The 26,245-nt window shown below is 33.3% G+C and carries 28 protein-coding genes; 1 reads left to right on the top strand and 27 read right to left on the bottom strand.

Annotation, left to right across the window (positions count from 1 at the left end):
• Positions 1-59: 59 nt before the first annotated feature.
• The 4 genes from QYB95_RS07480 to QYB95_RS07465 all read right to left on the bottom strand — a co-directional run bounded on the left by QYB95_RS07480 (position 60) and on the right by QYB95_RS07465 (position 2,978).
• Entirely contained in the window at positions 60-434 is a 375-nt protein-coding gene (locus QYB95_RS07480) for a RidA family protein (protein ID WP_301137681.1), read from the bottom strand.
• A 10-nt stretch (positions 435-444) separates the two neighbouring features.
• A complete protein-coding gene (locus QYB95_RS07475; RefSeq protein WP_301137680.1) occupies positions 445-1,095 on the bottom strand; it encodes a helix-turn-helix transcriptional regulator in 651 nt (216 codons plus the stop codon).
• A gap of 478 nt (positions 1,096-1,573) precedes the next feature.
• Positions 1,574-2,140 (bottom strand): hypothetical protein, encoded by a 567-nt coding sequence (locus QYB95_RS07470; RefSeq protein ID WP_301137679.1) that lies wholly within the window; start codon positions 2,138-2,140, stop codon positions 1,574-1,576.
• A 112-nt stretch (positions 2,141-2,252) separates the two neighbouring features.
• The gene (locus tag QYB95_RS07465; RefSeq protein WP_301137678.1) at positions 2,253-2,978 is read right to left on the bottom strand and encodes a copper amine oxidase N-terminal domain-containing protein; all 726 of its coding nucleotides are present in this window, start codon (positions 2,976-2,978) and stop codon (positions 2,253-2,255) included.
• Positions 2,979-3,353: 375 nt separating this feature from the next.
• Between QYB95_RS07465 and QYB95_RS07460 the strand changes: the two genes are divergently transcribed.
• The gene (locus tag QYB95_RS07460; RefSeq protein ID WP_301137677.1) at positions 3,354-3,776 is read left to right on the top strand and encodes a hypothetical protein; all 423 of its coding nucleotides are present in this window, start codon (positions 3,354-3,356) and stop codon (positions 3,774-3,776) included.
• Positions 3,777-3,981: 205 nt separating this feature from the next.
• Here QYB95_RS07460 and QYB95_RS07455 read toward each other — a convergent pair whose 3' ends face one another.
• The 23 genes from QYB95_RS07455 to xseA all read right to left on the bottom strand — a co-directional run bounded on the left by QYB95_RS07455 (position 3,982) and on the right by xseA (position 26,138).
• Entirely contained in the window at positions 3,982-5,925 is a 1,944-nt protein-coding gene (locus QYB95_RS07455; protein ID WP_301137676.1) for an AAA family ATPase, read from the bottom strand.
• The gene (locus QYB95_RS07450; RefSeq protein ID WP_301137675.1) at positions 5,925-6,413 is read right to left on the bottom strand and encodes a hypothetical protein; all 489 of its coding nucleotides are present in this window, start codon (positions 6,411-6,413) and stop codon (positions 5,925-5,927) included. The genes QYB95_RS07455 and QYB95_RS07450 overlap by 1 nt, the downstream gene beginning before the upstream one ends.
• Positions 6,391-7,692 carry an SIR2 family NAD-dependent protein deacylase gene (locus tag QYB95_RS07445; protein ID WP_301137674.1) on the bottom strand — a complete coding sequence of 434 codons (1,302 nt, stop codon included), beginning with the start codon at positions 7,690-7,692 and terminating at the stop codon, positions 6,391-6,393. The genes QYB95_RS07450 and QYB95_RS07445 overlap by 23 nt, the downstream gene beginning before the upstream one ends.
• Before the next feature lie 241 nt (positions 7,693-7,933).
• Complete coding sequence (locus QYB95_RS07440; protein WP_301137672.1) at positions 7,934-8,080, bottom strand: hypothetical protein; 147 nt, start codon at positions 8,078-8,080, stop codon at positions 7,934-7,936.
• 152 nt (positions 8,081-8,232) lie between these two features.
• Entirely contained in the window at positions 8,233-8,475 is a 243-nt protein-coding gene (locus tag QYB95_RS07435) for a hypothetical protein (protein ID WP_301137671.1), read from the bottom strand.
• 94 nt (positions 8,476-8,569) lie between these two features.
• Positions 8,570-10,075, bottom strand: a complete 1,506-nt coding sequence (locus QYB95_RS07430; protein WP_301137879.1) for a phage major capsid protein — start codon at positions 10,073-10,075, stop codon at positions 8,570-8,572.
• Positions 10,076-10,440: 365 nt separating this feature from the next.
• Entirely contained in the window at positions 10,441-10,860 is a 420-nt protein-coding gene (locus QYB95_RS07425) for a hypothetical protein (RefSeq protein WP_301137670.1), read from the bottom strand.
• Between the two features lie 166 nt (positions 10,861-11,026).
• Complete coding sequence (locus QYB95_RS07420; protein WP_301137669.1) at positions 11,027-12,508, bottom strand: DEAD/DEAH box helicase family protein; 1,482 nt, start codon at positions 12,506-12,508, stop codon at positions 11,027-11,029.
• 101 nt (positions 12,509-12,609) lie between these two features.
• A complete protein-coding gene (locus tag QYB95_RS07415; protein ID WP_301137668.1) occupies positions 12,610-12,996 on the bottom strand; it encodes a hypothetical protein in 387 nt (128 codons plus the stop codon).
• Between the two features lie 79 nt (positions 12,997-13,075).
• Positions 13,076-13,360, bottom strand: a complete 285-nt coding sequence (locus tag QYB95_RS07410; protein ID WP_301137667.1) for a hypothetical protein — start codon at positions 13,358-13,360, stop codon at positions 13,076-13,078.
• 20 nt (positions 13,361-13,380) lie between these two features.
• Positions 13,381-13,644, bottom strand: coding sequence for a hypothetical protein (locus tag QYB95_RS07405; protein ID WP_301137666.1), 264 nt, complete (start codon positions 13,642-13,644; stop codon positions 13,381-13,383).
• A gap of 34 nt (positions 13,645-13,678) precedes the next feature.
• On the bottom strand, positions 13,679-13,852 hold the full coding sequence (locus QYB95_RS07400) for a hypothetical protein (protein WP_301137665.1): 174 nt from the start codon (positions 13,850-13,852) through the stop codon (positions 13,679-13,681).
• A gap of 77 nt (positions 13,853-13,929) precedes the next feature.
• Positions 13,930-14,805 (bottom strand): hypothetical protein, encoded by an 876-nt coding sequence (locus tag QYB95_RS07395; RefSeq protein ID WP_301137664.1) that lies wholly within the window; start codon positions 14,803-14,805, stop codon positions 13,930-13,932.
• A gap of 215 nt (positions 14,806-15,020) precedes the next feature.
• Positions 15,021-15,998, bottom strand: a complete 978-nt coding sequence (locus QYB95_RS07390; RefSeq protein ID WP_301137878.1) for a tyrosine-type recombinase/integrase — start codon at positions 15,996-15,998, stop codon at positions 15,021-15,023.
• Between the two features lie 154 nt (positions 15,999-16,152).
• On the bottom strand, positions 16,153-16,944 hold the full coding sequence (spo0A, locus tag QYB95_RS07385; protein WP_301137663.1) for a sporulation transcription factor Spo0A: 792 nt from the start codon (positions 16,942-16,944) through the stop codon (positions 16,153-16,155).
• A 293-nt stretch (positions 16,945-17,237) separates the two neighbouring features.
• The gene (locus tag QYB95_RS07380) at positions 17,238-18,188 is read right to left on the bottom strand and encodes a SpoIVB peptidase S55 domain-containing protein (RefSeq protein ID WP_301137662.1); all 951 of its coding nucleotides are present in this window, start codon (positions 18,186-18,188) and stop codon (positions 17,238-17,240) included.
• A gap of 177 nt (positions 18,189-18,365) precedes the next feature.
• The gene (recN, locus tag QYB95_RS07375) at positions 18,366-20,069 is read right to left on the bottom strand and encodes a DNA repair protein RecN (RefSeq protein WP_301137661.1); all 1,704 of its coding nucleotides are present in this window, start codon (positions 20,067-20,069) and stop codon (positions 18,366-18,368) included.
• Between the two features lie 94 nt (positions 20,070-20,163).
• Positions 20,164-20,613 (bottom strand): transcriptional regulator AhrC/ArgR, encoded by a 450-nt coding sequence (ahrC, locus tag QYB95_RS07370; protein WP_036202066.1) that lies wholly within the window; start codon positions 20,611-20,613, stop codon positions 20,164-20,166.
• 114 nt (positions 20,614-20,727) lie between these two features.
• Complete coding sequence (locus tag QYB95_RS07365) at positions 20,728-21,546, bottom strand: TlyA family RNA methyltransferase (protein WP_301137660.1); 819 nt, start codon at positions 21,544-21,546, stop codon at positions 20,728-20,730.
• Positions 21,543-23,447, bottom strand: coding sequence for a 1-deoxy-D-xylulose-5-phosphate synthase (gene dxs, locus QYB95_RS07360; protein WP_301137659.1), 1,905 nt, complete (start codon positions 23,445-23,447; stop codon positions 21,543-21,545). Before dxs ends, QYB95_RS07365 begins: the two co-directional genes overlap by 4 nt.
• 216 nt (positions 23,448-23,663) lie before the next feature.
• Entirely contained in the window at positions 23,664-24,548 is an 885-nt protein-coding gene (locus tag QYB95_RS07355; protein WP_301137658.1) for a polyprenyl synthetase family protein, read from the bottom strand.
• Between the two features lie 3 nt (positions 24,549-24,551).
• The gene (locus QYB95_RS07350; protein WP_301137657.1) at positions 24,552-24,782 is read right to left on the bottom strand and encodes an exodeoxyribonuclease VII small subunit; all 231 of its coding nucleotides are present in this window, start codon (positions 24,780-24,782) and stop codon (positions 24,552-24,554) included.
• A 3-nt stretch (positions 24,783-24,785) separates the two neighbouring features.
• Entirely contained in the window at positions 24,786-26,138 is a 1,353-nt protein-coding gene (gene xseA / locus QYB95_RS07345; RefSeq protein ID WP_301137656.1) for an exodeoxyribonuclease VII large subunit, read from the bottom strand.
• Positions 26,139-26,245 lie beyond the last annotated feature (107 nt).

Raw genomic sequence — 26,245 nt, 5'->3', positions numbered from 1 at the left:
CTTTGAATATTTTTTATATAAATTAGACTTTTTTATACTAAACAGGTAAAAAAATATTACTAAATATAGGCAATGGCATCAATTTCAATTTTGAACCCAAAATGTAATTCATTAGTTGGTACAACGGTACGAGCAGGTTTATGTTCACCGAAAAACTCCTTATAAACAGCATCTACTTTATCCCATAATTTCACATCGGGGATATATAATGTCATGCGCAAAATCTTTTCTTTTTTACTTCCAGCAGCTTCTACAATCTTTTCCACATTCTTAAGTGCTTGCAATGTTTCTTCTTCAATTGTACCGAATCTCTTTTCACGTGTTTCTGGATTAATGGAAAATTGCCCTGATACATAGACAGTGTTCTGATAAACTGTTGCCAATGCATAGTGTCCATTTGATTTTAGGTTTCCTACTTCAAAAGTGCTTTTCATTGGATTCTCCTTAACTAGATTTATTTTTGATTTCATCCAAATAACTATAGACGGTTACTTTGGAAATGCCCAACAAAGATGCGACCTTCTCAACAGATCCTTTCATTAAAAAAATACCTTTTTCGTCCATAAATCTTATTAATTCAATCTTTTCATGGCGTTTCATGACAGGATGAACGCTGTTTTGAATGATTTGTTGAATCAATTGATCCACTATACCTTCAACATTTCCTATATCATTGTCAGATTTTTTTACATTGTCTTGAACTTCATCATGTGTAGAAAGAAAAGTATTCATAAATTGTTGCATTTGATTCAGTGCTTCAACATCAAAATTTATGCAGAAAGCTCCAATCACTTTTTGCTTGGAATCTCGTATTAATGAAGTCGAAGAACGAATAGTACGCAGATCAGCTGTTACAAAAGTATAACCTGCAAGATAATCCTCTTTAAAATCTTTCGATTGTAATACTGTCTTCACTAGGTGATCAAATGATTGACCGATTTCTCTTCCTGTAACATGATTATTTACTGTAAACATTACAGATGCTTGAGGGTTCGTCAAATCATGAATAACGACTTCACAATTTGATCCAAACATTTTTGCAGTAGATTTGGCTATAGGGATAAAACTCTCTAATAATTTCTTAATTTCTTCCATGACTAACTACCTCATTTATAAATTTCCATTCAATTATATATTTTTTTATATAAAGTAGGCAAGTTGTAGATTTTTTTATACATTCTAAAAGAGTTCATTAGTGAATCACCAAAAACTCAGTTCAACGATCCCTATCTTCATACTTGTAAATGCTTTGCTAATTCTTCAACTCCTAAACAAAATAAAAAACAACCAATGAATAAATAAATTCATTGGTCATTTACTTAAAAATTTATGTTAAGTACAAATTAGGAAAGTTTATTGGTTCTCCATCCCCTACAAACCCTAGTCCTATCACTTTCAAGAAGCCACCAATTCAATACGAATCTTGTCCGCAATCATGGCGATGAATTCTGAGCATATCGGTTGGTTATTTGTAAATGAAGGTATAAAACATTGATTTATCAACATCTAATTTTCAAAATTTGAGTAAAATGACCAAGAGTTTTTTGTACTTAGTAAAAAACATATTGGTAATTTATAACTCAATATTATCATCTTCATATTCAAATAGAAAGCCCCCAATTGGAAATTCTTTTGTAGGCTTTGTAAGTTCTCCCGTTTTGAGAGATCGCCCACACCAACCATATGAACATATACCATTTTCAACAGCATATTGACCGGCTTCACGTGAACTTCTAAAAGTTTTAATTAATCTTCCCTCTTTGAACAATAGAACTTTTTTAGCATGTGGCCTTTTATGATTCTTCTTAATACGTTCTTTTGTTTCTTTACTTCTTTTCTTTCCTTTTAGAACTTTTGATAATTTTCGTTTTGTTTGTTCACTTGTTCTTCTTCCGAGTGCTATATTAAACCTACATTGATTAGCTAGTTTATATCGTTCTGTAATTATTTCTTCCTTATCATATGCTTCATTCTCATCTTCGAAATACTCCAAGATAATGTAATCTAATTGACCACTCTTCATAAGAGACACATGTTCTTTTCCACGACTATTATAATCACGAAATCTTTGGTTAGAACCTTTACCACAATACACTACTTCTTCCGTTTGTTTTAGTTTATGAATATATACATAAAACATAAAAAATCACCTCGATATTCTTATATCGAGGCAATCTAAAATGTAAAATAAAGTTCTTATTTTATTATTATTTAAGTGTACAACCCGTCACTAGGACGGATTTCGGTATAAATTATGGACGGTACATTTCAGAATCTTCCACGATAGAAGACACTGACCACTTACCATTCTTTTTAATTAATGTAGCTAATTGTGTAACATTTGCATCGCCAACTACCATTATTCTTTCGATTATCATACTTGTTTGGTTTGGATAAGAATAATCTAGATAATCAGCGTTTGTCATATCTACATAACGATCACCAGAGTTACTTATTTTATTGTCAACAATCTCAACTGCATCTCTCCAGAAAATTGGTTGAACATAGATAAAAATCTGCTCTTTCACAGTTTCATCATTCCAATTGCTTCCTATTACAGCACGTTGTCTATTTTTTTCCCAACGTATTTCTTCTCCCAAAGCTTCACCAACGTATCTCATTGGTAGATAAGTAACTCCCTTTTCCAAATGAACAGATGCATCCATTTGAATTTTCTCACCATTTACTGTTACAACTTTTGAGCCTGCCTTCATTGTGATAGTGTCGTCGCCTTTAATTATGGTTGCTACTTTAGTTTTGTTGTTCCATTCAACTTTAGCATCAAGTTCTTCGCCAATCGCTCGAATCGGGCCATAAGTTCTTCCTTTTAGAAGTTTACCACCATAGATTTCATGCTCATGCTCATGCATAGCAAGACCTGTACTAGCAGCTTCGGCATTATTTCCTCCAATAGCAAATCCTGTTGCTAATACTGTTGTTGCTAAAGTAGTTAATGCTAATCTTTTAATATTCTTCATATGTATCCCTCTCTAGTGTGCTATATATTAATAGGTTATATATTCAATAATAACTTAAATTTTATAGAATTCTCAATGAAAAGAGGGATTTCCATAAAATACCTACACATTTATTCAATTCAGACGAAAAAAAATCACCTCGGAATTGAAATAGAGATGATTTTAATATATAAAATTTAGATTTTATTCTAATAGAAGAAGATAAGCTGTATCTAATTCACTTTATTAATTGAACCTGTTAAACAAAATAAAAAGCCGAATATTTCGACTTTTTTATATATACCTACTAGTCAATAGACTAAACTAATAGTAAACTAATAATGATGTAAGCGTCGGAAACTTTCATCATCAACTTACTATTAGGAGGGCAATATCATGGATGAAAAAACTATGCTATTAAAACAGATTGAACTACTAGATCAAGAACATGAAATTATTAAAGAAAAGAAAATGATTTATCAAACTTATATAACGAAGTTTGCAAAAGTAACTGAAGTAACTGATGAAACTCCTGTTGTTAACCCCTTAGAACAAAGTAAAAGTAAGAAAAATGAGTTTAATCTACAAAGTAAATCCCAGAAGATTTCTAGTCCACAAATAACTAAAATTCTTAAGAACTACTTTGACCAAACTCCTACTATTTCTAAAGATTTATTAGAGCAGAAGCTATTAAATGAATATGGTCTACAATGGAAAAACATTTTTGATTTATTAGGTTCACTAAGAAGAAAAGGCCATATCAATGTTGAAACAATAAGAAGAGATAATAAGACCTTTTTTACCATCAAAAAGAAATAGCTTTAAAATGAGACTTGCCTTATAGGTAAGTCTTTTCATTTTTACGATATATCGTAAAGTGTTAATATGTTTATCTTACTATTATGAGAGATTAGTGTAAATAGAAAAGTAAACTAGTAGTTTACAAAATAAACTACTAGTTAAGAAAATAATCAAGTTGATTATTATTAATAACCTTTAATTTGGATATATAATTGATATTTTATTAATAAGCAATTTGTTCAAGTTCGTTTTTCTCTGCATCTATTAAACCTTTTTCGCCATTTAAAAAAGTATACTTTGTATAAATTGAATCATACTTATCCGGTGGTGTATTTTCTACAAGAATTATTTGATGATTCAAACTTAATTCTATTAGAATCTTATAAAATTCGTCATAAACTTCTGGATCATTAATTTTTTCTTCAGTGTTAGTAGTATCACCTTCGACTTCAGGATTCTTTTCTAAAGTTCCTACATATTTACTTATAGAATCTAATAACAAAAGACCAGGATGACCTGTTCCATGGCCTTCAATCTTAGAATTTAGAATTGCTGCTAAGTATGAGAGTTGCATACATTCTAACAATCCACCACTTTCATGAGCATAGACACTTGCTCCATTGTAGAAAGGAATCATAAGACTTCTATCAATAAATGTTTCTTCTGTATCATACTTAAATCTTTTCATAAAACCCTGGTATTCTTCATCTAAAAAATTAAATATAATATCTTTTTTATCATCTTTAATTTGTAGAGCTTCAATACTCTTAATTAGACGAGATTCCTCGTTTTTTAAATCCTCTATTAATTTATCTTTTTCTTCAATTTTATTATGTATTCTTAACCCTTCTTTTAAAATTTCTTGCTTTTTAGTTAAATTATTCATTATAGAATTAATACTATCTATTTGAGAAAGGTACGGAACATTAGTTTTTTTAGAATATACACTTAAGGCATCATCATAAATAGATTGTTTTTCTGATAGTATAGTAATCTCTTTATCTAATTGTTCTATTTTCTTGTTTTCCTTTTCTATTAAATTTTTCACAAAACTAATTTTACCTAGAATTTGCTTTTTAATTCTATGAAGAGTTTTTTCTGCATTCTCATTTTTAATAATATCTTTATGATTATGCCCTGGTATTTGTGAACTACACAAAGGGCATTCAATAACTTGTTCTGGGATTATCAATTTATAATTAATCTCTAAAGTTTCTTCAATTTCTTTCAATTCTTTTATATAATCATCTATCAATATTTCTTTTGAAGAAATTGATAATTGTATTTTTCTTTTTTGATTTTGAAATTGAAATATTTTATTAGATATCAAATTAAAATCCTCTTTTAATTTGATATACATTTTGTTCTCATCATTCTTATTACTTTTATTAACGCTTTTTTCTAATATTATTATCTTTCGTTTTTTATTTTTCTCTATTTCTTCTTGAAGCTTTCCGGACTTTAAATGCAAAATTACTTTATCTGTTTCATCTAAATCTTCCAAATATGCATTTAATCCAAAAAGTTCTCTACGTATATCCTCTATTTCATTTTGAACCTTAACCAATTGTTCATTTAACGCTTCTTTATCTACATCCACTAAATTAAATATCATTTTAAAAGCATGTGGGTTTTTACGAGCTTTAAAATTATCTTTTTTCCCTAAAAAATCACCTGTTCCCAGCTCATGTTGATGAATATATACATAACGAAATATATCTCTAAATGAAACATTTTCGATTTCTTTTTTGTTACTATGCTTTTGATGACGAATTAATTTATATTCATCTACATTTAATTTATTCATTAATATCTTCATTGCATCCGGAATATCTAGTGTTTTAGGAGTATACTCATCAATAGAGTTGTAAGAGCAAAAATAAATACTAATTTTTGTTTGCTTCTCTTTTAATAATCTTTTTAAGGTTAATACTTCTTTATTAATACTCATCTCTAAAAAGACTTGATCACATCTTTTATCTAATTCTCGTTGCACATTAAAATCAATTTTCCCACTTTTACCCAAACAGTAATCTATCAAACTTAAAACAAGAGACTTTCCAGATGTTTTTTCACCACTAATAATTGTTAAACCTTTATTAAAAGAAATAGTCCTTTTATATGTAGTACCTTGTAATATTAGTTTATTTAAAATTAGTCTACTCACTAGTATCCCTCCTTTATTATTTTTACATTTTCCATAGAATAATTTATTGAATTGAATGCAATAATATAATTTTCATAAAGAGCTTTAAGATAATCTGATGAATTATCTACAAAAAAAACTCTACCGTCTTTTAGTAATTTTACTTTTAAATCATCTAATTTATTGGATATTTTCCCTTTCACCTCGATAAATTTCAAACTCGACATTAATAACAATATTTCATTAATTTTTGTTTGAAATCGAAAATATTGATTTGATGATGGAAAAATGTCCTTTTCACTCTTTTGCTTTTCTCTAAATAGATAGTCTAATTCAAAATTCACTATGCTATAGTAAAACAATATTTCTTCTACTTTTCTCTGTTTATTATTTTGACTTGATAATGCATTCAATAAACATAGTACCTTCATTATTTCTAATTTCTGATTATTAAATAATATTTGTATTGATGTAGGAGTGGAATAATTAGATTCTTGTTTTTGTATCATTAAACCGTTCCTCCCCCCACCAAATTTCCTCATTTTCATCATCAGCTAGAATATGTATAAAACCTCTATTTTCATGTTTATTAGATGTATTATCTTTTAATGCCTTATTCAGTCGTCCAAAGTCAATTCCTTCCAAACTTTTATGAACAACATTTAAAAATTCTTCACTATTCCCATGTATTTTATAAGTATCACTATATTTATCTTGGTACTCCATAAAAACTTGTCCTAATAGTGAATCTATAATTTCTATTGGCATCCCTATTTTCTTGAATTCTCGAATATATGACTCTGCTGCAACATAGAAAACGGAACTTAAATCTATTAAATCAGGATTAATATCTTCTAATTTTAATTTTTTAAAGAATAAGTTGTCTTCAAAGTTTTTTTTAAAAGATTTCAAGCCTGCCCCCATTATAATTGATGATTTTGGTCTTTCTTCTTCATCATTATTACTCTTTTTTTTTAATGGTTGAGAAATTTGGTTAAGAATTTTTCTTATTTCATTAGGATGATTAGATTCCTCTGTATTGTAAGAAATGGTACGTAATCCGTAAGTTCTAAATTCCTTAATTGTTTCTTCAGTAGGATTATTTAAAAGAATATAATGTACTCCTTTAAATGATTCTCGATGTTCTTTTATTAACGTTTTAATAAATTGGTCATTAAAAGAAAAACCCATAAACAGTAACTTTTTATTACCAGTTACTAATCTTAATAAATCATCATATTTTTTATTATTATATAATTCTTTATAACTTTCTCTGCTAATTACAATAGAGCCTGAATTTGAAATAACTCCATGAAGGTGACATACTCTATTTTGCGCAAATAATTTTTGAGTGTTAAAATTAATATCTTTTAGAAGAATTGGTTGTAAGTCAAAGTTCAAGTACTTTTGTAATAGATTTTCATAGTTAGTAGTTAAATACAAATTGAAATTCATTAAACTAAGATCATAATAGTTATGCATTGAATTTTCATCTAGATTTATTTGTTTTTCCATGATAAGATCTACTATTTCTTCTTGAACATCTTCCTCTTCAAGGGCATATTTTTTTAACATATCAATTGCCCCCCAGTAGTCATAATTCTTTAAATCAGTTTCAACTGCTTTCTTTATCCACGCTAAATCCTCTATAGCATGTTTTTCGGTTAAATATTCAATTAATTTGCCCCATGATGGTACTTTAAACGGTTCAGACAGACCTGCTCCGATAAAGGGAACCACATTACCATCGTGATAATCTTTTCGTAAATCATCTAAATAACGACTCATATTTGACTCCTCTTTGTTCTATACCAAGAATATTTTTATATTTATTTTAACTTAACATTACATTTTTATCCATAATATGAATTTTTTAAAATATCACGTACACCTGATATGTGTCTCTTCTTTTTTAATATAACAGTGGTTGAGAAGATTCTTTCCATAAAATTCATTTATACTATAGCTCTTTACAAAATAAAAAAATAAGTAGCCCTCAACTAATCATATTAAATGACAAATCAAGGGCCTAATCTTTTTCTTCGTTTTCTTCTTGTTCTTCAAGTGTATCTAATTCATTAAATATCTCCTGTGCAATTATTTCAGCTTCATGAAATGACGAAGCAAAAACTTTTATAAACTTTCTTTTATATATGAAATTATAAAGCTTAATCATAGTTTCCCCCCTTACAATACTTAACATTTTTACCAAAACATCTTTGCTTCCAAAATTCGTTTTGGGTCCTTGTGTGTGAATAGCTCTCTCCCGTTTATCTCTGTTCTCCGACAGTTTTTTTATTTCAAGGTAAGGCGATACTTTATAAATATCTAACAAAGCTTACGTAGAAACCCATAGCTTACTGAATCACATCCAATTGATTTTAATTCTGCATTGACTTTATTGAGAATGTTTTGCCTATTGCGTTTAATCCCTTGAAAATTACAGCTAGATATATATTCTTGAGCAATGACGGTTGCACACAGAAAATTGAAATCATCCTTTTTTAATTCGTCTCTAATTGCATTTAAGTGTTCTAATTTCTCTTTCATTCTAGGTTCTTGACTTTCCATCTGCTGACTTCCCTTCTTTTAAAATAGACAAGACCAAGCATCTTAAACTTAGTCTCGTCTGCATTTATTAAATAGTTCACATAATTAGTTTTAATTAAGCAACTATTGTTAACTTCGCTATAGCGTCTGGGTTATATACCACCCCATCTAAGTAGCTATCAAATAAGAATCCGACAGTTCCTCTTAGGGCACTATCCGTATCCTGTACTATAGTAATAGTGGGACTCTTCTTGATCATTACAGCATACGAAGCTTGAATATTCGCGACAATACAAGGAACTTCTCCTACATCACCAGCATCTAAACTATCAGTAACTACTACTTGTAATCCAAACAGTAAATAATTGATTGTTCCATTATTCATTCCGTTTTGGAGATAAAATTTCCCGGCTGCATCTTTTAATTTTGATACTCTATTAAAGAAAGATCGAGACAAGATAAATTGAGAACCCTGTAAATATTCTGGATGTATAGTTAACGTCATATCTAACAATTTATCTAACAATTCTTGATCAGAAGCTCCCACTGATAAAGTATGTTCAAACACTTCTTCATTAGGAACAATACCTGAAAACTCGTCTTCATCCGTTCCTTTTAGCATCGATTTTTCAATTGCTTTGTAAGTACGAGTGGCCAGTAAAGATGAAATATAGTCTGCCATATTAATTGCAGAATCATTTAACAGTTGTTGCGTTGCTGAAACGAAGGCTCCAACTCTCTTTTGCTGCAATTTCACTTCTCCTAAGCTAAAAGCTTCTTCAATCAAACTTTTGCCTTCACCTACAAATGAGCCGATACCTACTACTGTTTCTCTCGGAATTTTAACAGTTCCATTTACTGATGGAATTTTTCTTGCCTGCGAGAAGATTGATGATGTTTCTTCTAGCTTCTTAACAATCATATTTGCAACTGTTTCTGGAATAACTGACGAACTACCACTTGTCATTTGAAGGTTTCGCAATCCGTTATTAAACTCCCGAATTTCTGTTTCTTCCTCTGTTTCTTTAACTGCAATGTTATAACGATATTCTGTCTTCATAATATTTTTGTTCTCCTCTTTCTTTTCATTTTGTATGTTTAAAGGAACGACTTTTTCAACTAGATCAATTCCTCTTGCTGCAATAGTGCTATTACTATAAGCTGGATCTCGAACAACTGAAACCTCAAACAATTCAAGCTCTTCAATAGTTCTTTCGAAAAGACCTGGACTAATATTTCTCCAGTTGTCTTTGACAGTTCGGAAACCAAAAGACATGTTTTTCAAAATACCACATTTAATCAACTCGTAGTAATCCTTGCCCCATGAAGTTGGAGCAATAGTTGCAGACATAAATAAACCCTTGTCATCCTCCCGAAGCTCTAATGAACCATTACGAGTGGATGCAAGAATTTTTTTATTATTATGCTCTGCTAAAAAATCAATATCTTTTTGAGCATTTTGAATCGCTCTATGAAAAGCGCCTTTTGCGATTTTTTCTTTGAATTTTTTTGTTGTTCCTAGTACATTACTAAATTGATTAGTTTTATTCACATATCCAGAAACCGTCATCGAACCATCTTCATTCGAAGTTAATTCAACAGATTGAACACGGAGTTCCATTCTCAAATTCTTTCACCTCAATAAAAAATATTTCTTTTGCTCGACGAAGCAAAAATAGTATAAAAAATAAAAAAGCGTACCCATAATCGAGCACGCCCACACAAGAAAAAATAACAGGAAAAAACTATTCTGTAATGATAATTATTTTAGTAACTGCTGATAGCAGCAAATTTCTTGATTATCTATAAATATTAAACAAATGAAGGAAGACCAAGGTATAGGAGTAACCTCGATCTTCGTGACAGAAATGAAACTGCCATTCTAATGAACATTAAACTTACAAGTAAACAACCAACCAAATCAAGCGAGGAAGTAAGAGCTTATAGAGCTCTACATATTTATATATAACAAAACAACGTTCAGATCTATCTTCCGGGACAATTGTTTTTAAAAAAACTAAATTTTTTATATTTCATAAATTCCTCATACTTACTAACTTCAACAAAATAAAGTTGTTCCTTATACAACAGCTTTCGCTTGATGTATTCATAAATTGTAGACCGTCCAGGTGCTTTGAACCAATATTTTTTTTTAGAAATCCATGGACCCACCAAATGAATTTCTTCAACTCTAGCAATAATTTGTAATTCTTTATTAAGAATATAAACTGGTCGAGAATGTGGTGCTGGTATATCGCCTTTAGAAACTCCATTAAAAACGAAGAGTTCAGAATATCCTTCAAACGATCTTCGAGGGTATCGTTCTTTAAGAAATGCCAGTTCTTCTTTAATTTTTTCAATGTCTTCAACTTGCTTACGAATTTGTTCATTTATTGGATGCTCCATAATATTTCCCCCAAATCTTTTATTTTAATTACTTTCTATTTATATCTGAAAGAACTGAAACGTAAATGAGAGCATAAAAAAAGAACAGCTTTAATTTGCTGTCCTTTAAGATTAAACCAAATATGTTACCTTACTATATTAAATAAGTCATATAACTTTTTTGGTTTCAATTATTATTAAGAATCCAATATCTTTTACCGTAAGTTTCAGAATCTCTTGTATTATCTTTCTTACTTTCAATAACATATGGAATATTATTTTCCTCAAAGAATGAGTTGATAGTTTTCATACCGACTTTAGTTGAACCGTTTTTGCCACGTAATCCATACTTACTACAGATAACATTGACTAGTTCTTGTTGTTGGTCCCTGAAGATTTTTTTGTTACTGTAATTATCAATAATATCAAGCTTTATACAGTTTTCTCTTTTCAACAGTTCCAAATCATAGAACTGAATATTCGGGAAATATTTATCGAAGAAAGCTTCAAATCCCAATTCATTCATAAATGAATACACTTCTTCTTGGTAACAAAGATAAGCAAGCCCTGTCTGATGAACCTTCAGCCGGGTATATTCTTGATTACTTTCTGGGTCTATTACTGTGTCCAAATAGAAGGCCTTCATTGACTTTCCAATTACATCAATTCCATATTCTTTAATAAATTCAATTTCACCAAGACGATCAAATTCATCGTAATAATGGAGCTGTTTCTCAAGATAACGAAGTTTAGCTTGGATAGACTTTTTGGAAATACGTTTGTAGTAAACATTTACTTTCTGATTTCTGACACGTGCCGTAGCTTGAACAAATGTATCAATATCACTGATACCATGAATAACAACTGTTTCAACCGAATCATCTTTAATTTCAGTACCTTCGGTCAATAGTTTTGTTGTATTCAATATATCACATTCAAATTGTTGAGATTCAGCAATTTGTTTGAACTCTGATGAATTTTCACGATTTCCAGCATGTAAGATTTTACTATTACCAATATTGAATTCTGCAATAGTTTCAACTGAATTATGAAACATAAGAACCTTATTATCATTTTCAACTTCATTAGAGATTACTGACAAGACAGTTTCATCTTTTTCATATCGATATAAATCTTTTACTGAATTGTTATAAAAATTTGCTTCCTTCAAAACTTCAAATTTGTTTTTCCACGGAAGATAAAATAGCCCATCAGAAGTAGCCGTCATAAATATTTTTACTGCATCAGTATTTTCGTTTAAGTAATTGAATGACAATTCTGTTTTTGTATTGAAGGCACTATCGGAAACAAAATAATGAGCTTCATCACAAACTATATAATCAAATGTTTTTAGAATTGGGTCACGTCTCTTAATCATATTCTGAAATGATTGGTACGTTTTTAATTCATACATACCACCTAAAAATTGTCGTTCACGTTCTAATCTATAATCTTCAAGGTAGCTTTGTTGTTGTTTTAAACTTTGAGTACGATGTGATAAGAATAATGTTCTCTTTTTAGTATCCAAGGCATATGGAAGTAAGACATGTCGAGCCCAGTAGTTTTTCCCACTGCTCATTTCTGAACCAATTAAATAATTCTTTCCATTTTCCAATTTATCAATAACATCAGTTGTTATTACTTCACTTACATATTGTTTATTCTCCATAATAAATTCCTCCTAGATATATTGTTACTTATTGTTTATATCTGGAGAAAATTGAACGTAAATCAATATAAAAGAAAAAGCCGAGCATTAAGCTCGACCAATTAAAATATTAAATTTCTACTGCTGACTTCCATTTGATACTTTCTCTCTTCAAATTCGAGCATCATTTTTTCGTACTCTAATCGTTCCTTTTCCTTCTTCAATTTTTCTTGATGCCGTTCCTCTATCAGTTTGTTTAAATCATTTGTAGCTACAAGTTTTACTTCGGGATACTCTGCAGAAGCGATCTCTTTCTTAAATAGTCGTTTAATCATTGTTTTGCTATAATACCAATTTATATCCGTCGGTTTTTTATACTTTACCTTCTTATTAAACTGACTGGAAAGAGAAATCAAATCTTCAACACTTCCAATTTGAGTTTCATAGATATATTCATGCTTTAGATACCAATCATAGACTGAAATTTGAATAGTAGTTGTTTTTGTCATTTTAATGACCTCCGTAAATTTGTTTTATATTACACAGAGGTTTTATCTCGAGGAAACAAAATGTAAAGCAAAATACAAATTATTTTCGAGATTTCTTAATCTCTCTAATCTTCTCTTCTACTTTGGTAATTCTTCTTTCAAGAGAATCATATTCATCGTTGAAATTCTTGTTTGATACAGTTATATTTTCAGTTGGCTTAGTTAACTTAACTTCAAGCGAATCAAATCGTTCATCAAGCAAATCAAATCGATTTTGAATTTTACTAAAAGATTTATCAACATCGTTAGCAAAGTCTTTAAATTCTTCATTCATTTCTGTAAGCTTTTTTATAATAAGTTCAGTAAGTTCTTCTTCTTTGTTCATTTTTATGCTCCTCTCTAACCTTATTTTCTGTACCCTTCTGGTTTATGTACAAAAGAATCAACTAATTCTTCCAAGCAATCTTCACATAAATCAAACTTCCAATGTTCTTCATCGAATTTGCTTCCATAACCGAAAGTAAAGTCAAAGGACTGGAAAGTCTCTTCTTGCCATTCTGTAAATTGGTTCTCGCTTTTAAAAGTATGAGTAGTTCCACACTTATTACATGTAATAGACGATAGTTTGTAATCTATTTCAGTCTTCTCAATTTGCTTGTAATCTCTCATTTGGTTTTGCTCCTTTTTTTGTTTGGTTTCATAGTTAAAAATTCTTTATAGCATTAACTAATTTAAAACGTTCAACATCATCCATATTTTTCCCTATTATTTCTCTTACTTCTTCATAGGAATATTTTTTATTTTCAACTTTTAATTCTAATTCGATTTTAACATTTACAATATGTTTTTGGTTATTCTCATTCATATTTGCGCCCAATTCCCTCTTGTAATAGAATATATTCAACTTTTAATCTAAAAGCTCATATAACCCAATCTGAACATCCAAGACACTACTTAATTGTTTAGCCAATCGTAATTTGGAGTATTCGGGTTAAAAGTATTTCTTGGAGTAGAACTCCTCGATAATTCTATCATAGCTTCTTGATACTCTTTAAAATCGTCAGAATTCTTGTAGTCTGTGTTATCAGCAATCTTTTCTAGGCATTTAAAAGCAAATCCCAACACCTTGTCTTCTGGAACTCTTTCATGATATTTACTTTGAATCGAGTCACTAACAAAAATATCGACAAGTGTACTCCATTTCTTTTTTGAGTATCTTCCAGATGCAAATGTTGTATAAAGCTCATTACAAGCATCTTTTAATAAGATACTAAATTGATTAGCATCTAAGGATTCCTTGTAATTACAATTGTAATTATCTTTATTATTTTTATCTTTTTCTTTTTTATTTATTTCTTTATATGTTGGGCCAAAAGGTAAAGGCTTGCGATGCTCTTTTGTCACACCTAGGGTTTCCCTTTCGTCCGAGCTGAAAATTTCCTTGACTGGTGCTACATCAACATCCTCGATCTCTTTCAGGTTTTCCTTTTTGTCAGAGCTGAACTGTCCAAATATTTTATCTGTAATATGAAAGAATTTCTTTGCTGGTTGACCCATAATAACAGTTTCAATATATCCAGCTTCTTCTAGATCTTTAGTAGCTTTCAATTGCTGTTTGTATGAAAGTGCAGTTTCTTCTTCAAGAACCTCACTTGTTAAAAAGAAATATTCTTTTCCTTGATATTTAGTAAGCATATTCTTACTACCAAAACTTTCATAGCTTGAACAAAGTTGTCCAAAAATAATTGCTCCATTTACTGATACTTCATGAGCAAGTTCTTTGTTAAACATTACGAAAGCATTTCCACCTAACATTGATAATAATTTCACTTTATTCTCTCCTTTGACAAACAGAAGGAGAACTACTAAAATTAATTGTAGCAGAATACTTCTGTTTTATGACTTATCCTTGTCTGAGCGACCAACTCATGTAGACAGGGATTTTTATTTTCAACAACACTTTAGTTTATTAGTGCGTTAAAGCGTATATATTTATTATAACAAACATTTGTTCGATAGTAAATCTTCTCTTTGGTAAAAATATCCTATATCCTCCATTTTGCTAAAGGTGAATGGTTATGGTATTTCTTCGCTATTTCTTCATCTGTCAAATCTAAGTATGCTTCTTCTGTGACTTTTACAGAACTATGGCCCAATATCCTACTAAGTGTATAAATATCGCCGCCATTCATCAGATACTGCCTCGCAAAATTATTTCGAATTTGATGTGGATGAACTGACAATTCAATTCGACTTGCTACTTGTTTTAATTGCTTTTCAAAGGAATGTACACTCATTTCTGTATTCCTCATTGTTGGGAATAATAGGCTTGAGGAAGTGTACCTTTCTTTGAATTGGATATAATGTCTTAATTCTCGATTCATTTGTTGTGAGAAGAAAACATATCTCTCTTTTTTGCCCTTTGTTTTAGTTACTAGAATCATTCGATGTTTAAAGTCAATATTATCTACCTTCAAGGCTAATGTCTCACTTATACGCATTCCTGTGTCTTGGAGCAACATTACAATTATTTTGTTTCTGTAACCGTGAAATTTTGTATAATCAAATTCTTCAAGTAGTGCTCTAAATTCTTTCTCGGTTATTTCTACTTTCTTTCTTCTAACTGTTTTTATTTTCTCGATATTTTCAACTGGATTCTTCCTTATTTCTCCTTCTTTATGAAGCCAATTAAAAAATACTTTTATAATCCGAATGTAATTATTAATTGTGATATTGCTGATTGTCTTTTTATAATCAGTTCTATTTTGTGGATGGTTTATTTGACGACTTTTTTCACTAGCTACTACTGTATATTTTCCACGTTCTTGACAATATTTTATATATTGTCGAATATGTCCGGATTTTACTTTTTCAGGTTCCTCAATCTCCTGTTCATTTTTTAAGTATACAATGAATAATTTTAATGATTGTTCATATGAAGATATTGTTTTGTTAGATAAGTTTCTCGATTGGCAGTAAATTAAAAAGTCTTCTAAGTAAAATTCAAGTTCTGTCAGTTTCAATTCATCAACTCCTAAACAAAATAAAAACAACCAACGAATAAAAAAGTTCATTGGTCGTTTACTCAAAAGTTTATTGGATTAAAAATTGATGTTGAGTATAATTATTCAAAGTTTATTGGTTCTCTATCATCTACAAACCCAGTCATACCAATACTTACGAAGCCACCAATTCAATACGGATTTTGTCCGCAATCATGGCGATGAATTCTGAGTTTGTTGGTTTAGATTTTAGGTGGTGCACTGTGTAGCCGAACATTTGCGAAATGGATTCGTAATTGCCCCGGTTCCAGGCCACTTCGATGGCATGGCGGATGGCACGCTCCACACGTGATGGCGTTGTGCCAAATTTCTTTGCGATTTCAGGGTATAGAATTTTTGTAACCGAACCTAATAATTCAATATCATAGTACACCATTTGGATCGCTTCTCTTAAGTAAGAATATCCTTTAATATGTGCTGGGACACCGATTTCTTTGATAATGGCCGTAATTGTTGTATCTAACTGACGCTGATTTACTTTAGCTTGTCCTTCTGGTTGAAGGATGCTTTGCCTTTTTACACTTTCTACTTTCTGGCCGGCACAATGCAGGATTTTTTGCACGAGTTGGTCAAACTCAAATGGTTTTAACATAAAGTATGAAGCGCCATATGTAACCGCTTGTTTCATGACGTCCTCTTGTCCGAAGGCAGTAAGCATGATCACTTGCGTTTTTGCAAGGCCATCATCGCTATACATTGCTTCAAGTACGCCGAGACCATCCAAATGAGGCATAATAATATCTAGGAGTAAAACGTCTGGATGAAATTCTTCTAACATCTTAATACAAAGTTTACCATTTGATGCAGTTGCCACTACTTCAATTTCAGGATGGTTTTCAAAAAATTGCTCCATCGTTCTAACTAAATCTCGGTTATCGTCGGCTATTGCCACTCTTACTTTCGCCAAAAAAATTCCCCCTTAGATTATAAACAACACATATTCTACTTTAATAGTATCCCATTTCAATTTATGCCACATATTTACTATACTTGACAACACTATTTTCGACAATTTTGAGGAAAAACCTTTTTTTAAATTAAAAATAATTATGTAGTAGGATTGTTTCTTGCTGAATCGACATTATTTTATGAATAACTTTCTTAAACGTCAATTTTCAAATATATATAAGCTTTATTTTAATAAAAAAAAAGGAAAAAGACTATAGTTTTAAAAAATATAGTCTTTTTCCCTTTTAAATCTTATTTTGGCTTTTTCTTCAACATTTCATTTACCGTTATCGCAGCACCTTTGGAAGGCTGTTCGACAAACATGTGGGTAACGGCACCAACAAATTGGCCATTCTGAATAACAGGGCTCCCACTCATTCCTTGCAGAATTCCACCTGTTTTTTCAAGGAGCTCTTTATCGGTTACAAGAAATTGTAAAAAGTTATCTTCAATCTTCACAATTTCAACTTCAAAGGCCTCTACTTCGGAACCCTCGATAGCTGTATAAATTTCAGCTTTGCCTAACGCTATTTCTTCATCTTTCATTATTTCGATTGGTTTTCGCAGGTTGTTTTTTATTTCGCTCTCCCAGCTGCCGAAAATACCATATAAATCATTCGATTTTACATTCCCTAATCGAACATTATTATTTTCTATTACAGAAATTTTATAACCAGGATTGCCCGGACTGCTCTTCTTTATTTGTTCAATGGAAGCTAAAAATATAGATCCATCTGTAAAGTCTGGTGGTTCATTTAAAACACCATCTATTATCTGATGACCCAAAGCGCCGTATTGTTTCGATTCTGGATCTATAAAGGTTAATGTCCCGATGCCATCCGTTTCATCTTTCAAAAAGGGCAAAATATTGTTTGCCTGCTCGCTCGTCAGCGAAATATCGCGTTGTTCCTGTGCTTTTTGCTTAACGGATAATGTAAGCTCTTTGGTGCCTAACTGCTGTTTAATTTTATCAACTGATGATACTTCCGAACCGTTTATTCCCTTAATTACGTCACCTTTTTTCAGCCACTGACCATTTGGCAGGAGCACATCATGGGCAACGTAAACAAATGGCAATTGCAACTGTATCCCAATCGATTCACCCATCGGTATTAATTTCTTCGCAAAGGCTTCCGCATTTGGCGATAAAATGAATACCATGAGTATGATAAACGTAAACAGATTACGCAAATGGCACTTCATAGTCCACCTCCTTTAAGATTTGTACATTTACTATGTGTCACTTGTACATCAATAATGAGAGGTAAATATTTGTCGTGTAATACTTAAAAAAGGTGGAATAAAGGAGTAGCTATCGTTCTAACTACTCCCAGAATTCATTGGACAAATATTATTTAACAAAAATGCATTATATTGAATTTAAACGATCAGTTTTTTCATTTCTTCTTTTCGAACATTGGCAAGTTTTAAAAGTTCGGAAGCATGTTGCAATGTGAGGTCGGTTATTTCCGACCCACTCATCATACGACTAATCTCTTCTACACGATTTTGTATACCGATATTGGAAACAGTTGTATAGGTTCTATTCTGCTCTACCTGCTTACGAATTAAATAATGCTGATCTGCCATTGCCGCGACCTGCGGCAAATGTGAAATGCAAAGTACTTGCGAGGCGATTGAAATCGCGGCAATCTTCTCGGCAATCGCTTGTGCAACCCGGCCGCTCACTCCTGTATCGACTTCATCAAAGATGATGGAAGTGATGCCGTTTGATGAAGAAAACATCGTTTTTAATGCCAACATAATACGGGATAACTCTCCACCTGATGCAATTTTTGGCAAAGATTTAGGTGGTTCACCAACATTTGTTGATATATAGAATGATACATAGTCTTTCCCATTGGAATCAAAACTATGTAAGGTTTCAAAATTAACGATAAATTTCGCTTTTTCCATATGTAGATCACGCAATTGAACCATGATGGCTTCACTTAATTTTAGTGCACTTTGTTTTCTAATCTTTGTTAGCGATAGTGCAAGCTGTTCCAGCTCTTCTTCCATCATGTTGATTTTTTTCTCGTAATTTTGAATCGTTTCGTCACGGTTTTGCAATTGGATTAACTCATCCTGGATTTTTTCAAAATAATTCAATATATCCTCGGTCGTATTTCCATACTTTCTTTTCATTGTTTGATACTGTGCCAAACGATGTTCGACTTCATTTAAACGTTCTGGGTCAAATTCCAGGTCATCCAGGACATTTTTTATTTGGTATGCAGCATCCTGTAATGCATAAAAAGCGGAGCTAACCGATTCGGAGGATTCTTTAAATTGTTCATCTAACTCGATAATATCCTCCAACGCACCCATCGCATCACCAATATGATCCAGGCCTTTTAATTCACCGGAGATGGATTCATAGGCAATATTGGCTTTTTCAAAGATTTTATGGAAATTTGATAGACGTCTGCGTTCTTCAACAAGCTGCTCCTCTTCACCGATTTTCAGGCTCGCTTCTTCAAGCTCGTTTATTTGGAACTGATATAGATCAATGCGCTGAGCAAGTCGTTGTTCATCCAAGCTGATTGAGGCAATTTCACGCTTAAATTCCCTGTATGCCTGATATTTTTCTGTATATTTTTCTTTTACTGGCGCTAACTCAGCATGCGCAAAATGATCAAGTAAAAAGATATGCCTTTTTTCATCCATCAATTCCTGACTTTCATGCTGCCCGTGAATGTCAATTAATGTTGAGCCAATTTCTCGAAGGATTGATAGTGTAACCAATTTTCCATTGACACGACATACACTTTTCCCATTCTCGTTGATATCCCTTCGAAGAATAATCATTTCTTCTTCACATTCAATTCCATATTCCTGAAGCTTATCATGGATAGGGTGTTTTTCATTCAGAATCATGAATAGGCCAGTCAACTCTGCTTTTTTAGCACCATGTCTAATAAATTCAAGTGAAGCTCGTCCACCCGCCAGTAAATGAACCGCGTCAATTATAATGGATTTACCTGCACCTGTTTCGCCTGTTAAAACGGTTAGTCCTTCGGAAAAGTCCACAGTTAAATCATCAATGATTGCAAAGTTGCGAATACTAAGTTCTTTTAACAAACATACATCACCTCTTGAATTTGCTTTATACTATGTACAAGCTAATTATTCATGCAATAGTTCATTGCGGGAACACTGGACTATTTTTCAATCATTAAATTAATCCAATTATCCGCTCTTTAATCATTTCACGGTCTTCTTCACGGCGGCAAATGATTAGGATGGTATCATCGCCGGATAGGGTCCCTAATATCTCTTCCCATTCTAGATGATCTATTAACACGGCTATCGCATTTCCGTTGCCTGGCAAAGATTTTAACATTAGAAAATGAGCAACACCATCAATACTGACAAATGAATCCGCTAAAGCTCTTTGCAGCTTCTGTAAAGGGTTAAAGCGTTGATCTGCCGGTAAACTGTATTTATAGCGTCCATCCTGGAGCGGCACCTTTACGAGATGCAATTCTTTTATATCACGCGAAACTGTTGCTTGTGTTACGTTATACCCGGCTTGCTTTAAGCGATCTACTAAATCATCCTGTGTTTCAATTTCATTATTTGTTACGATTTCCCGTATGCGCATATGGCGTTGACCCTTGTTCATACATTCACCTCTTATGAATATTTATGTATATTTATACTAACATCTCGCCTAAAAAACCACAAGAAAAAGTGGACAACCCTGATTTCCAGGGCCGCCCACTTTCACTACTAAATCTTATTTCAATTCAGTATGAGCTGATTCTACTACCTCTTTAAAGTTTGTAAAGGGAGCAACATCTTGGTTTTCTTTAGGATTTACCAAATGGAAGAGAAATTCGATATTCCCCTCTCCACCGGTGATAGGGGAATACGAAGCATCCTTTACGATAAAACCAAGTTTTGTTGCCATACTCGCGGTTTCTTCAAGTACATCCAGATGCACTTTGGGATCACGAACTATCCCCTTCTTCCCGACATTCTCTCTCCCAGCTTCAAACTGCGGCTTGACTAATGCCATGACATCTCCACCAGGAATCAAAATCGTTTTTAAAACTGGTAGTATCAGTGATAACGAAATAAAGGAAACATCAATTGTAGCAAAATCCGGTAATCCTTCAGTAAAGTCTTCCGGCTTCGAGTATCGGAAGTTGGTCTTTTCCATAACCGTTACTCGTTCATCGGAGCGGATTTTCCAGGCTAACTGATTGGAACCTACATCAAGAGCATAACAATGCTTTGCTCCATTTTGCAGGGCACAATCAGTAAAACCGCCTGTAGATGAACCTATATCCAGCATCAGTTTGCCCGAAACAGACATATCAAAAATTTCTAACGCCTTCTCCAATTTAAGACCGCCACGACTTACATATTTTAATTGTGAGCCTTTCAATTGCAAAGGTGCATCAATTGAAATTTTTTCGCCGGCTTTATCAATCCTTGTTTCATTGGAATAAACAAGGCCAGCCATAATCGAACGTTTTGCTTTTTCGCGAGTTTCACATAGGCCTCTTTCGACAAGCAAAATATCCACTCGTTCTTTTAGTTGTTTAGTCATACTAATTTCGTACCTACTACTTTGTCGCTTTTTACCAATCGCTCTATTCGGGCAACTGTTTCTTCTTTTGTTAGATGAATTTCTTCCAATAACAGGTCGACGCTTCCTTGTTCAATAAACTGGTCAGGTATCCCTATACGATCCACTTTAACATCGTAATAGTTGTTTTCACTCGCAAATTCCAGCACTGCACTGCCAAAACCACCTTGAAGCATAGCTTCTTCGATTGTTAAAATCGGCATTTTCTTAGCAAATAATTCATGCAGCATGTCCTCATCAAGCGGTTTAATAAAACGGGCGTTTACGATTTTTACATCGATACCTTTGGAAGCCAATTCTTCTGCAGCTTCCATAGCCATAGGGATTGTTGTCCCGAATGTTAAAATACAAGCATCTTTGCCGTCTTTTAAGACTTCCCAGCTACCGATTGGAATGGTTTTCATTTCTTGATCCATCGGAACCCCCAAACCATTGCCTCGTGGGTAACGCAATGCGATAGGGCCGTCGTTATACTCAAATGCTGTTTTGACCATATGCTGACCTTCATTTTCGTCTTTAGGCATCATTAATACCATGTTTGGCAAGTGACGCAGGAATGAAATATCAAAAACGCCTTGGTGTGTCTCACCATCGGCTCCAACCAATCCAGAACGATCAATGCCGATAACGACATTTAAATTCGGTCTGGCAATATCATGCAGCACTTGATCGTATGCACGCTGCAGGAATGTAGAATAGATAGCCAAATATGGTTTCATTCCTTGCGTAGCTATTCCAGCTGCCATTGTCGTAGCATGCTGCTCTGCTATCCCTACGTCAAAGAAACGATTTGGGAAGTCGCGCTGTATACCTTCCATTTTTGAACCGACGGGCATTGCAGGAGTGATCGCCACAATTCTCTCTTCGTTTTCCATAAGCTTGCGAACGGATTCAGAAATCAGATTACTCCATCCGGGTCCCTTTACCGTCGATTTAACAAAGTCACCTGTTTCCATTTTATAAGGACCCGTACCGTGCCATGTACCTACCGTATCTTCTTCTGCCGGTTTGTAGCCCTTGCCTTTTTTGGTAATCACATGAACTATGACAGGACCTTTTACTTTTTTCGCATACTCTAATGTTTTGTCTAATGCTTCAAAATCATGACCATCAATTGGACCTAAATATTTGAAGCCCATTTCTTCAAAGAATACACCTGAAACTACAAGATATTTCAGACTATCTTTTACACGTTCAGCCGTACTTGCAAATTTCCCGCCTAATACAGGAATCTTCTTCATTAATACTTCCAGTTCTTCTTTTGCTTTTGAATACTCTTTTGCTGTTCTCAGGCGTCCTAAAATACTGTGCAGTGCACCAACGTTAGGGGCAATCGACATTTCATTATCATTTAAAATGACAATCATATTCTTTTTCTCATGACCAATATGATTTAGCGCCTCAAGAGCCATCCCACCAGTTAGTGCACCATCGCCGATAATTGGGACAACGTAATTGTTTTCTTTTTTAATATCTCGAGCAATGGCCATTCCCATGGCAGCTGATAGCGAAGTTGAACTATGTCCAGTTTCCCATTCGTCATGTTCACTCTCCAGGCGTTTTGGAAACCCGCTTAGGCCTTTATATTGACGTAACGTATCAAACTGATCAGCACGACCAGTCAAAATCTTATGAACATAAGCTTGATGTCCTACATCCCATAGAAATTTATCCTTGGGACTATTAAATGCTTTATGCAAAGCAATCGTTAGTTCAACTACACCAAGATTAGGACCTATATGTCCGCCGGTGATCGAACATTTTTCAATCAGGAATGAGCGGATTTTACGACTTAATAACTCCAGCTCTTTATTCGTCATACTTTTTAAAAAGGATGGACTGGTAATTTTAGTTAAATCCATCTCTCACACACCTTTTCATCATAATTATTCTAAGAAAAACGGAGGCGGCCCGTATGAGCTTCAACAGGAATAAAGAAAATTCAATAAGCATGAATTTTGCTTAGTTCGTGGAAGCTAAAGTTTCCGAAAGTTAGCCGCCGCAGCTAAATGATAGTAGGAAAAACGTATTTACTATTATAACAGTGAATACTCGCATTCAAAAGAACTTCCTATCATTTAGTTATTTCTTTTCACAATATACCTAGCAAATTCTTCTAATAATGACGTGTTCTTCTCAATTTTTGCAAGTGCCGATATAGCAAGATTATAATGTTCTTCCAGTTTTACTTTGGCGCCTTCCAGAGTCAGGAGAGCTGGATAAGTGCTCTTTTGGCTTTCAACGTCTTTTCCAGCTGTTTTGCCAAGTTCTTCACTAGTTCCAACGATATCTAAAATGTCATCCTGAATCTGGAAAGCCAGGCCAATATGGTGGGCATATTCCACCAGAGCTTCCCGCTCCTCTTTCGATGCGTCCGATAATACTGCTCCGGATTCAATACTGAATCTTAAAATTGCACCCGTTTTGTTGATATGAACATGTTCAAGTTCCGGCAGATTTAAACGGCGGCTTTCCCCATCAATATCCAATACTTGACCACCCACCATGCCTTCAGAACCTGATGCAATGCTTAGCATATTGATGAGCTCCACTTTTTTATGTGGGTCTACGTTTTCAAGCCTTGCGAGAACACCAAAACTTAGAGTATTTAATGCATCCCCTGCAAGTGTTGCCAATGCTTCTCCAAATACCACATGGTTTGTTGGTTTTCCACGCCTCATATCATCATTATCCATACTTGGCAGATCATCATGAATAAGAGAATATGTATGAATCATTTCAACTGCAGCCCCAACCGTCAGCGCTTCATGTTGCTTATTATGAAACAAATCGCACACTGCTACAACAAAAAGTGGACGAATTCTTTTACCACCGGCCTTTAATGAATAGAGCATCGATTCTTTTAAAGTTTCCGGGGCTTTTATCCGTTCAACTAAATCATATAACTCTGCCTCAATTTTAGATAGATTATCATCAATAAATTGCTCTAAATGATTTGTCATAATTTAGTCCTCTCCGTTTGCAGGTTCAAATGGCTGCTTTTCACCTTGATCATTCACGATCGATATTAACTGATTTTCTGCATTTGAAAGCTTTTGATGGCAATAATGAGATAATTCCATGCCTTTTTTATATAAATCAATCGCTTCTTCCAAAGGCACATCTCCAAGTTCCAGTTTACGAACAATTTCCTCAAGCTCCGACATAGCCTCAGCAAATGGTTGTTGTTTCTCCACGTATTATTCGCCTCCTTCTTGTTCAAGCGTATCTAGAATTTTCGCTTGTGCTTTCCCATCATGGAAATGAATTGAAATCTCATCATCTTTTGAAAGTTTTGTAATCGTATTTACTACCTGTTCATCCTTATAAGCTACACTATACCCCCTCGTCATAATCGCCAAGGGATTCAATGCTTCTAAAGTGCGTATATTGGATAGATATACATCTTTCTTTTTGTCCAATAGAGACGAGATGGAACGATTTAGCATCCTCGTCATTTGTTCGATTTGCTTATGGTTCGATTGAATCGCATATAGCGGTGAATGTAGCTTGATGGCTGTCACGTACTTTTGCAGCTCATTTGACTTTTTCATTAAGTACAATTGGGAAGCTCTGCCTAATTGCATATCTAATTGAATGACCTTCTCCGTAAAAGGACGGTAAAGCCGCTCAGGCGTTGCTAGTGGATACGCATTTTGCATTTTATTTAAACGTTGTCTCTCATACTGTAATCTTTGTGACGTCATTTGGTGCAATTGAGAACGGCTTCGCAGCAATTGCTGCATTAGTTCATGTTGATTAGGAACAGCTAATTCTGCTGCTGCTGTAGGGGTTGGTGCACGAAGGTCTGCTGCAAAATCAGCAATCGTTGTATCTGTTTCGTGTCCAACTGCACTGATGATAGGGATGCGGCTTTCAAAAATCGCTCTTGCAACAATTTCTTCATTAAATGCCCAAAGATCCTCTATTGAGCCTCCACCGCGCCCTACTATTAAGACGTCGCATAGTTGTTGTTTGTTCGCTAGTCGAATATTTTCGACAATATTAGGTGCTGCGTAATCCCCTTGAACGATCGTTGGATATATGACAATTTCCGTCAATGGATAACGTCTTGAAATGGTCGTGCAGATATCCCGTATAGCAGCACCGGTTGTAGCTGTAAGAACGCCTACTGTTTTTGGAAACTTTGGAATAGGCTGTTTAAAATTCGGATTAAATAATCCTTCTTTTTGCAGCTGTTCTTTTAGCTGATTGAATGCGACGAATAATCCGCCGACTCCATCCGGTTCCATCGTATGGGCATAAAGCTGGTAATTTCCGGACGATTCATAAACAGACACTTCACCACGGATGAAAACCTGCATTCCTTCCTCGGGCTTGAATTTCAGCTTACTTGCCTGTGTCCGGAACATAGCAGCATTTATTCTTGCGTCCGTATCCTTTAAAGTAAAGTAAATATGGCCTGAACTATGTATTTTGACATTGGAAAGCTCACCCTTTACATGGACTTCACGTAAATGTGGATCCGCATCAAATTTTCTTTTTATATATTTCGTTAGTGCTTTTACGGTTAAATAAGAAGACGTTGTCATATGTACGGCTCCTTCATCGAATGGTTAAATTCATTTTATTAGAAAAATACGAATTTCACCAAGAAAGCGAAATTCGATGTTCATCAATAGAAAAGCTGTTTCTCTAA

It is taken from the genome of Ureibacillus aquaedulcis (assembly GCF_030418165.1).
GTDB lineage: Bacteria > Bacillota > Bacilli > Bacillales_A > Planococcaceae > Ureibacillus > Ureibacillus aquaedulcis.
This window is presented reverse-complemented; position numbering and strand designations above follow the sequence as displayed.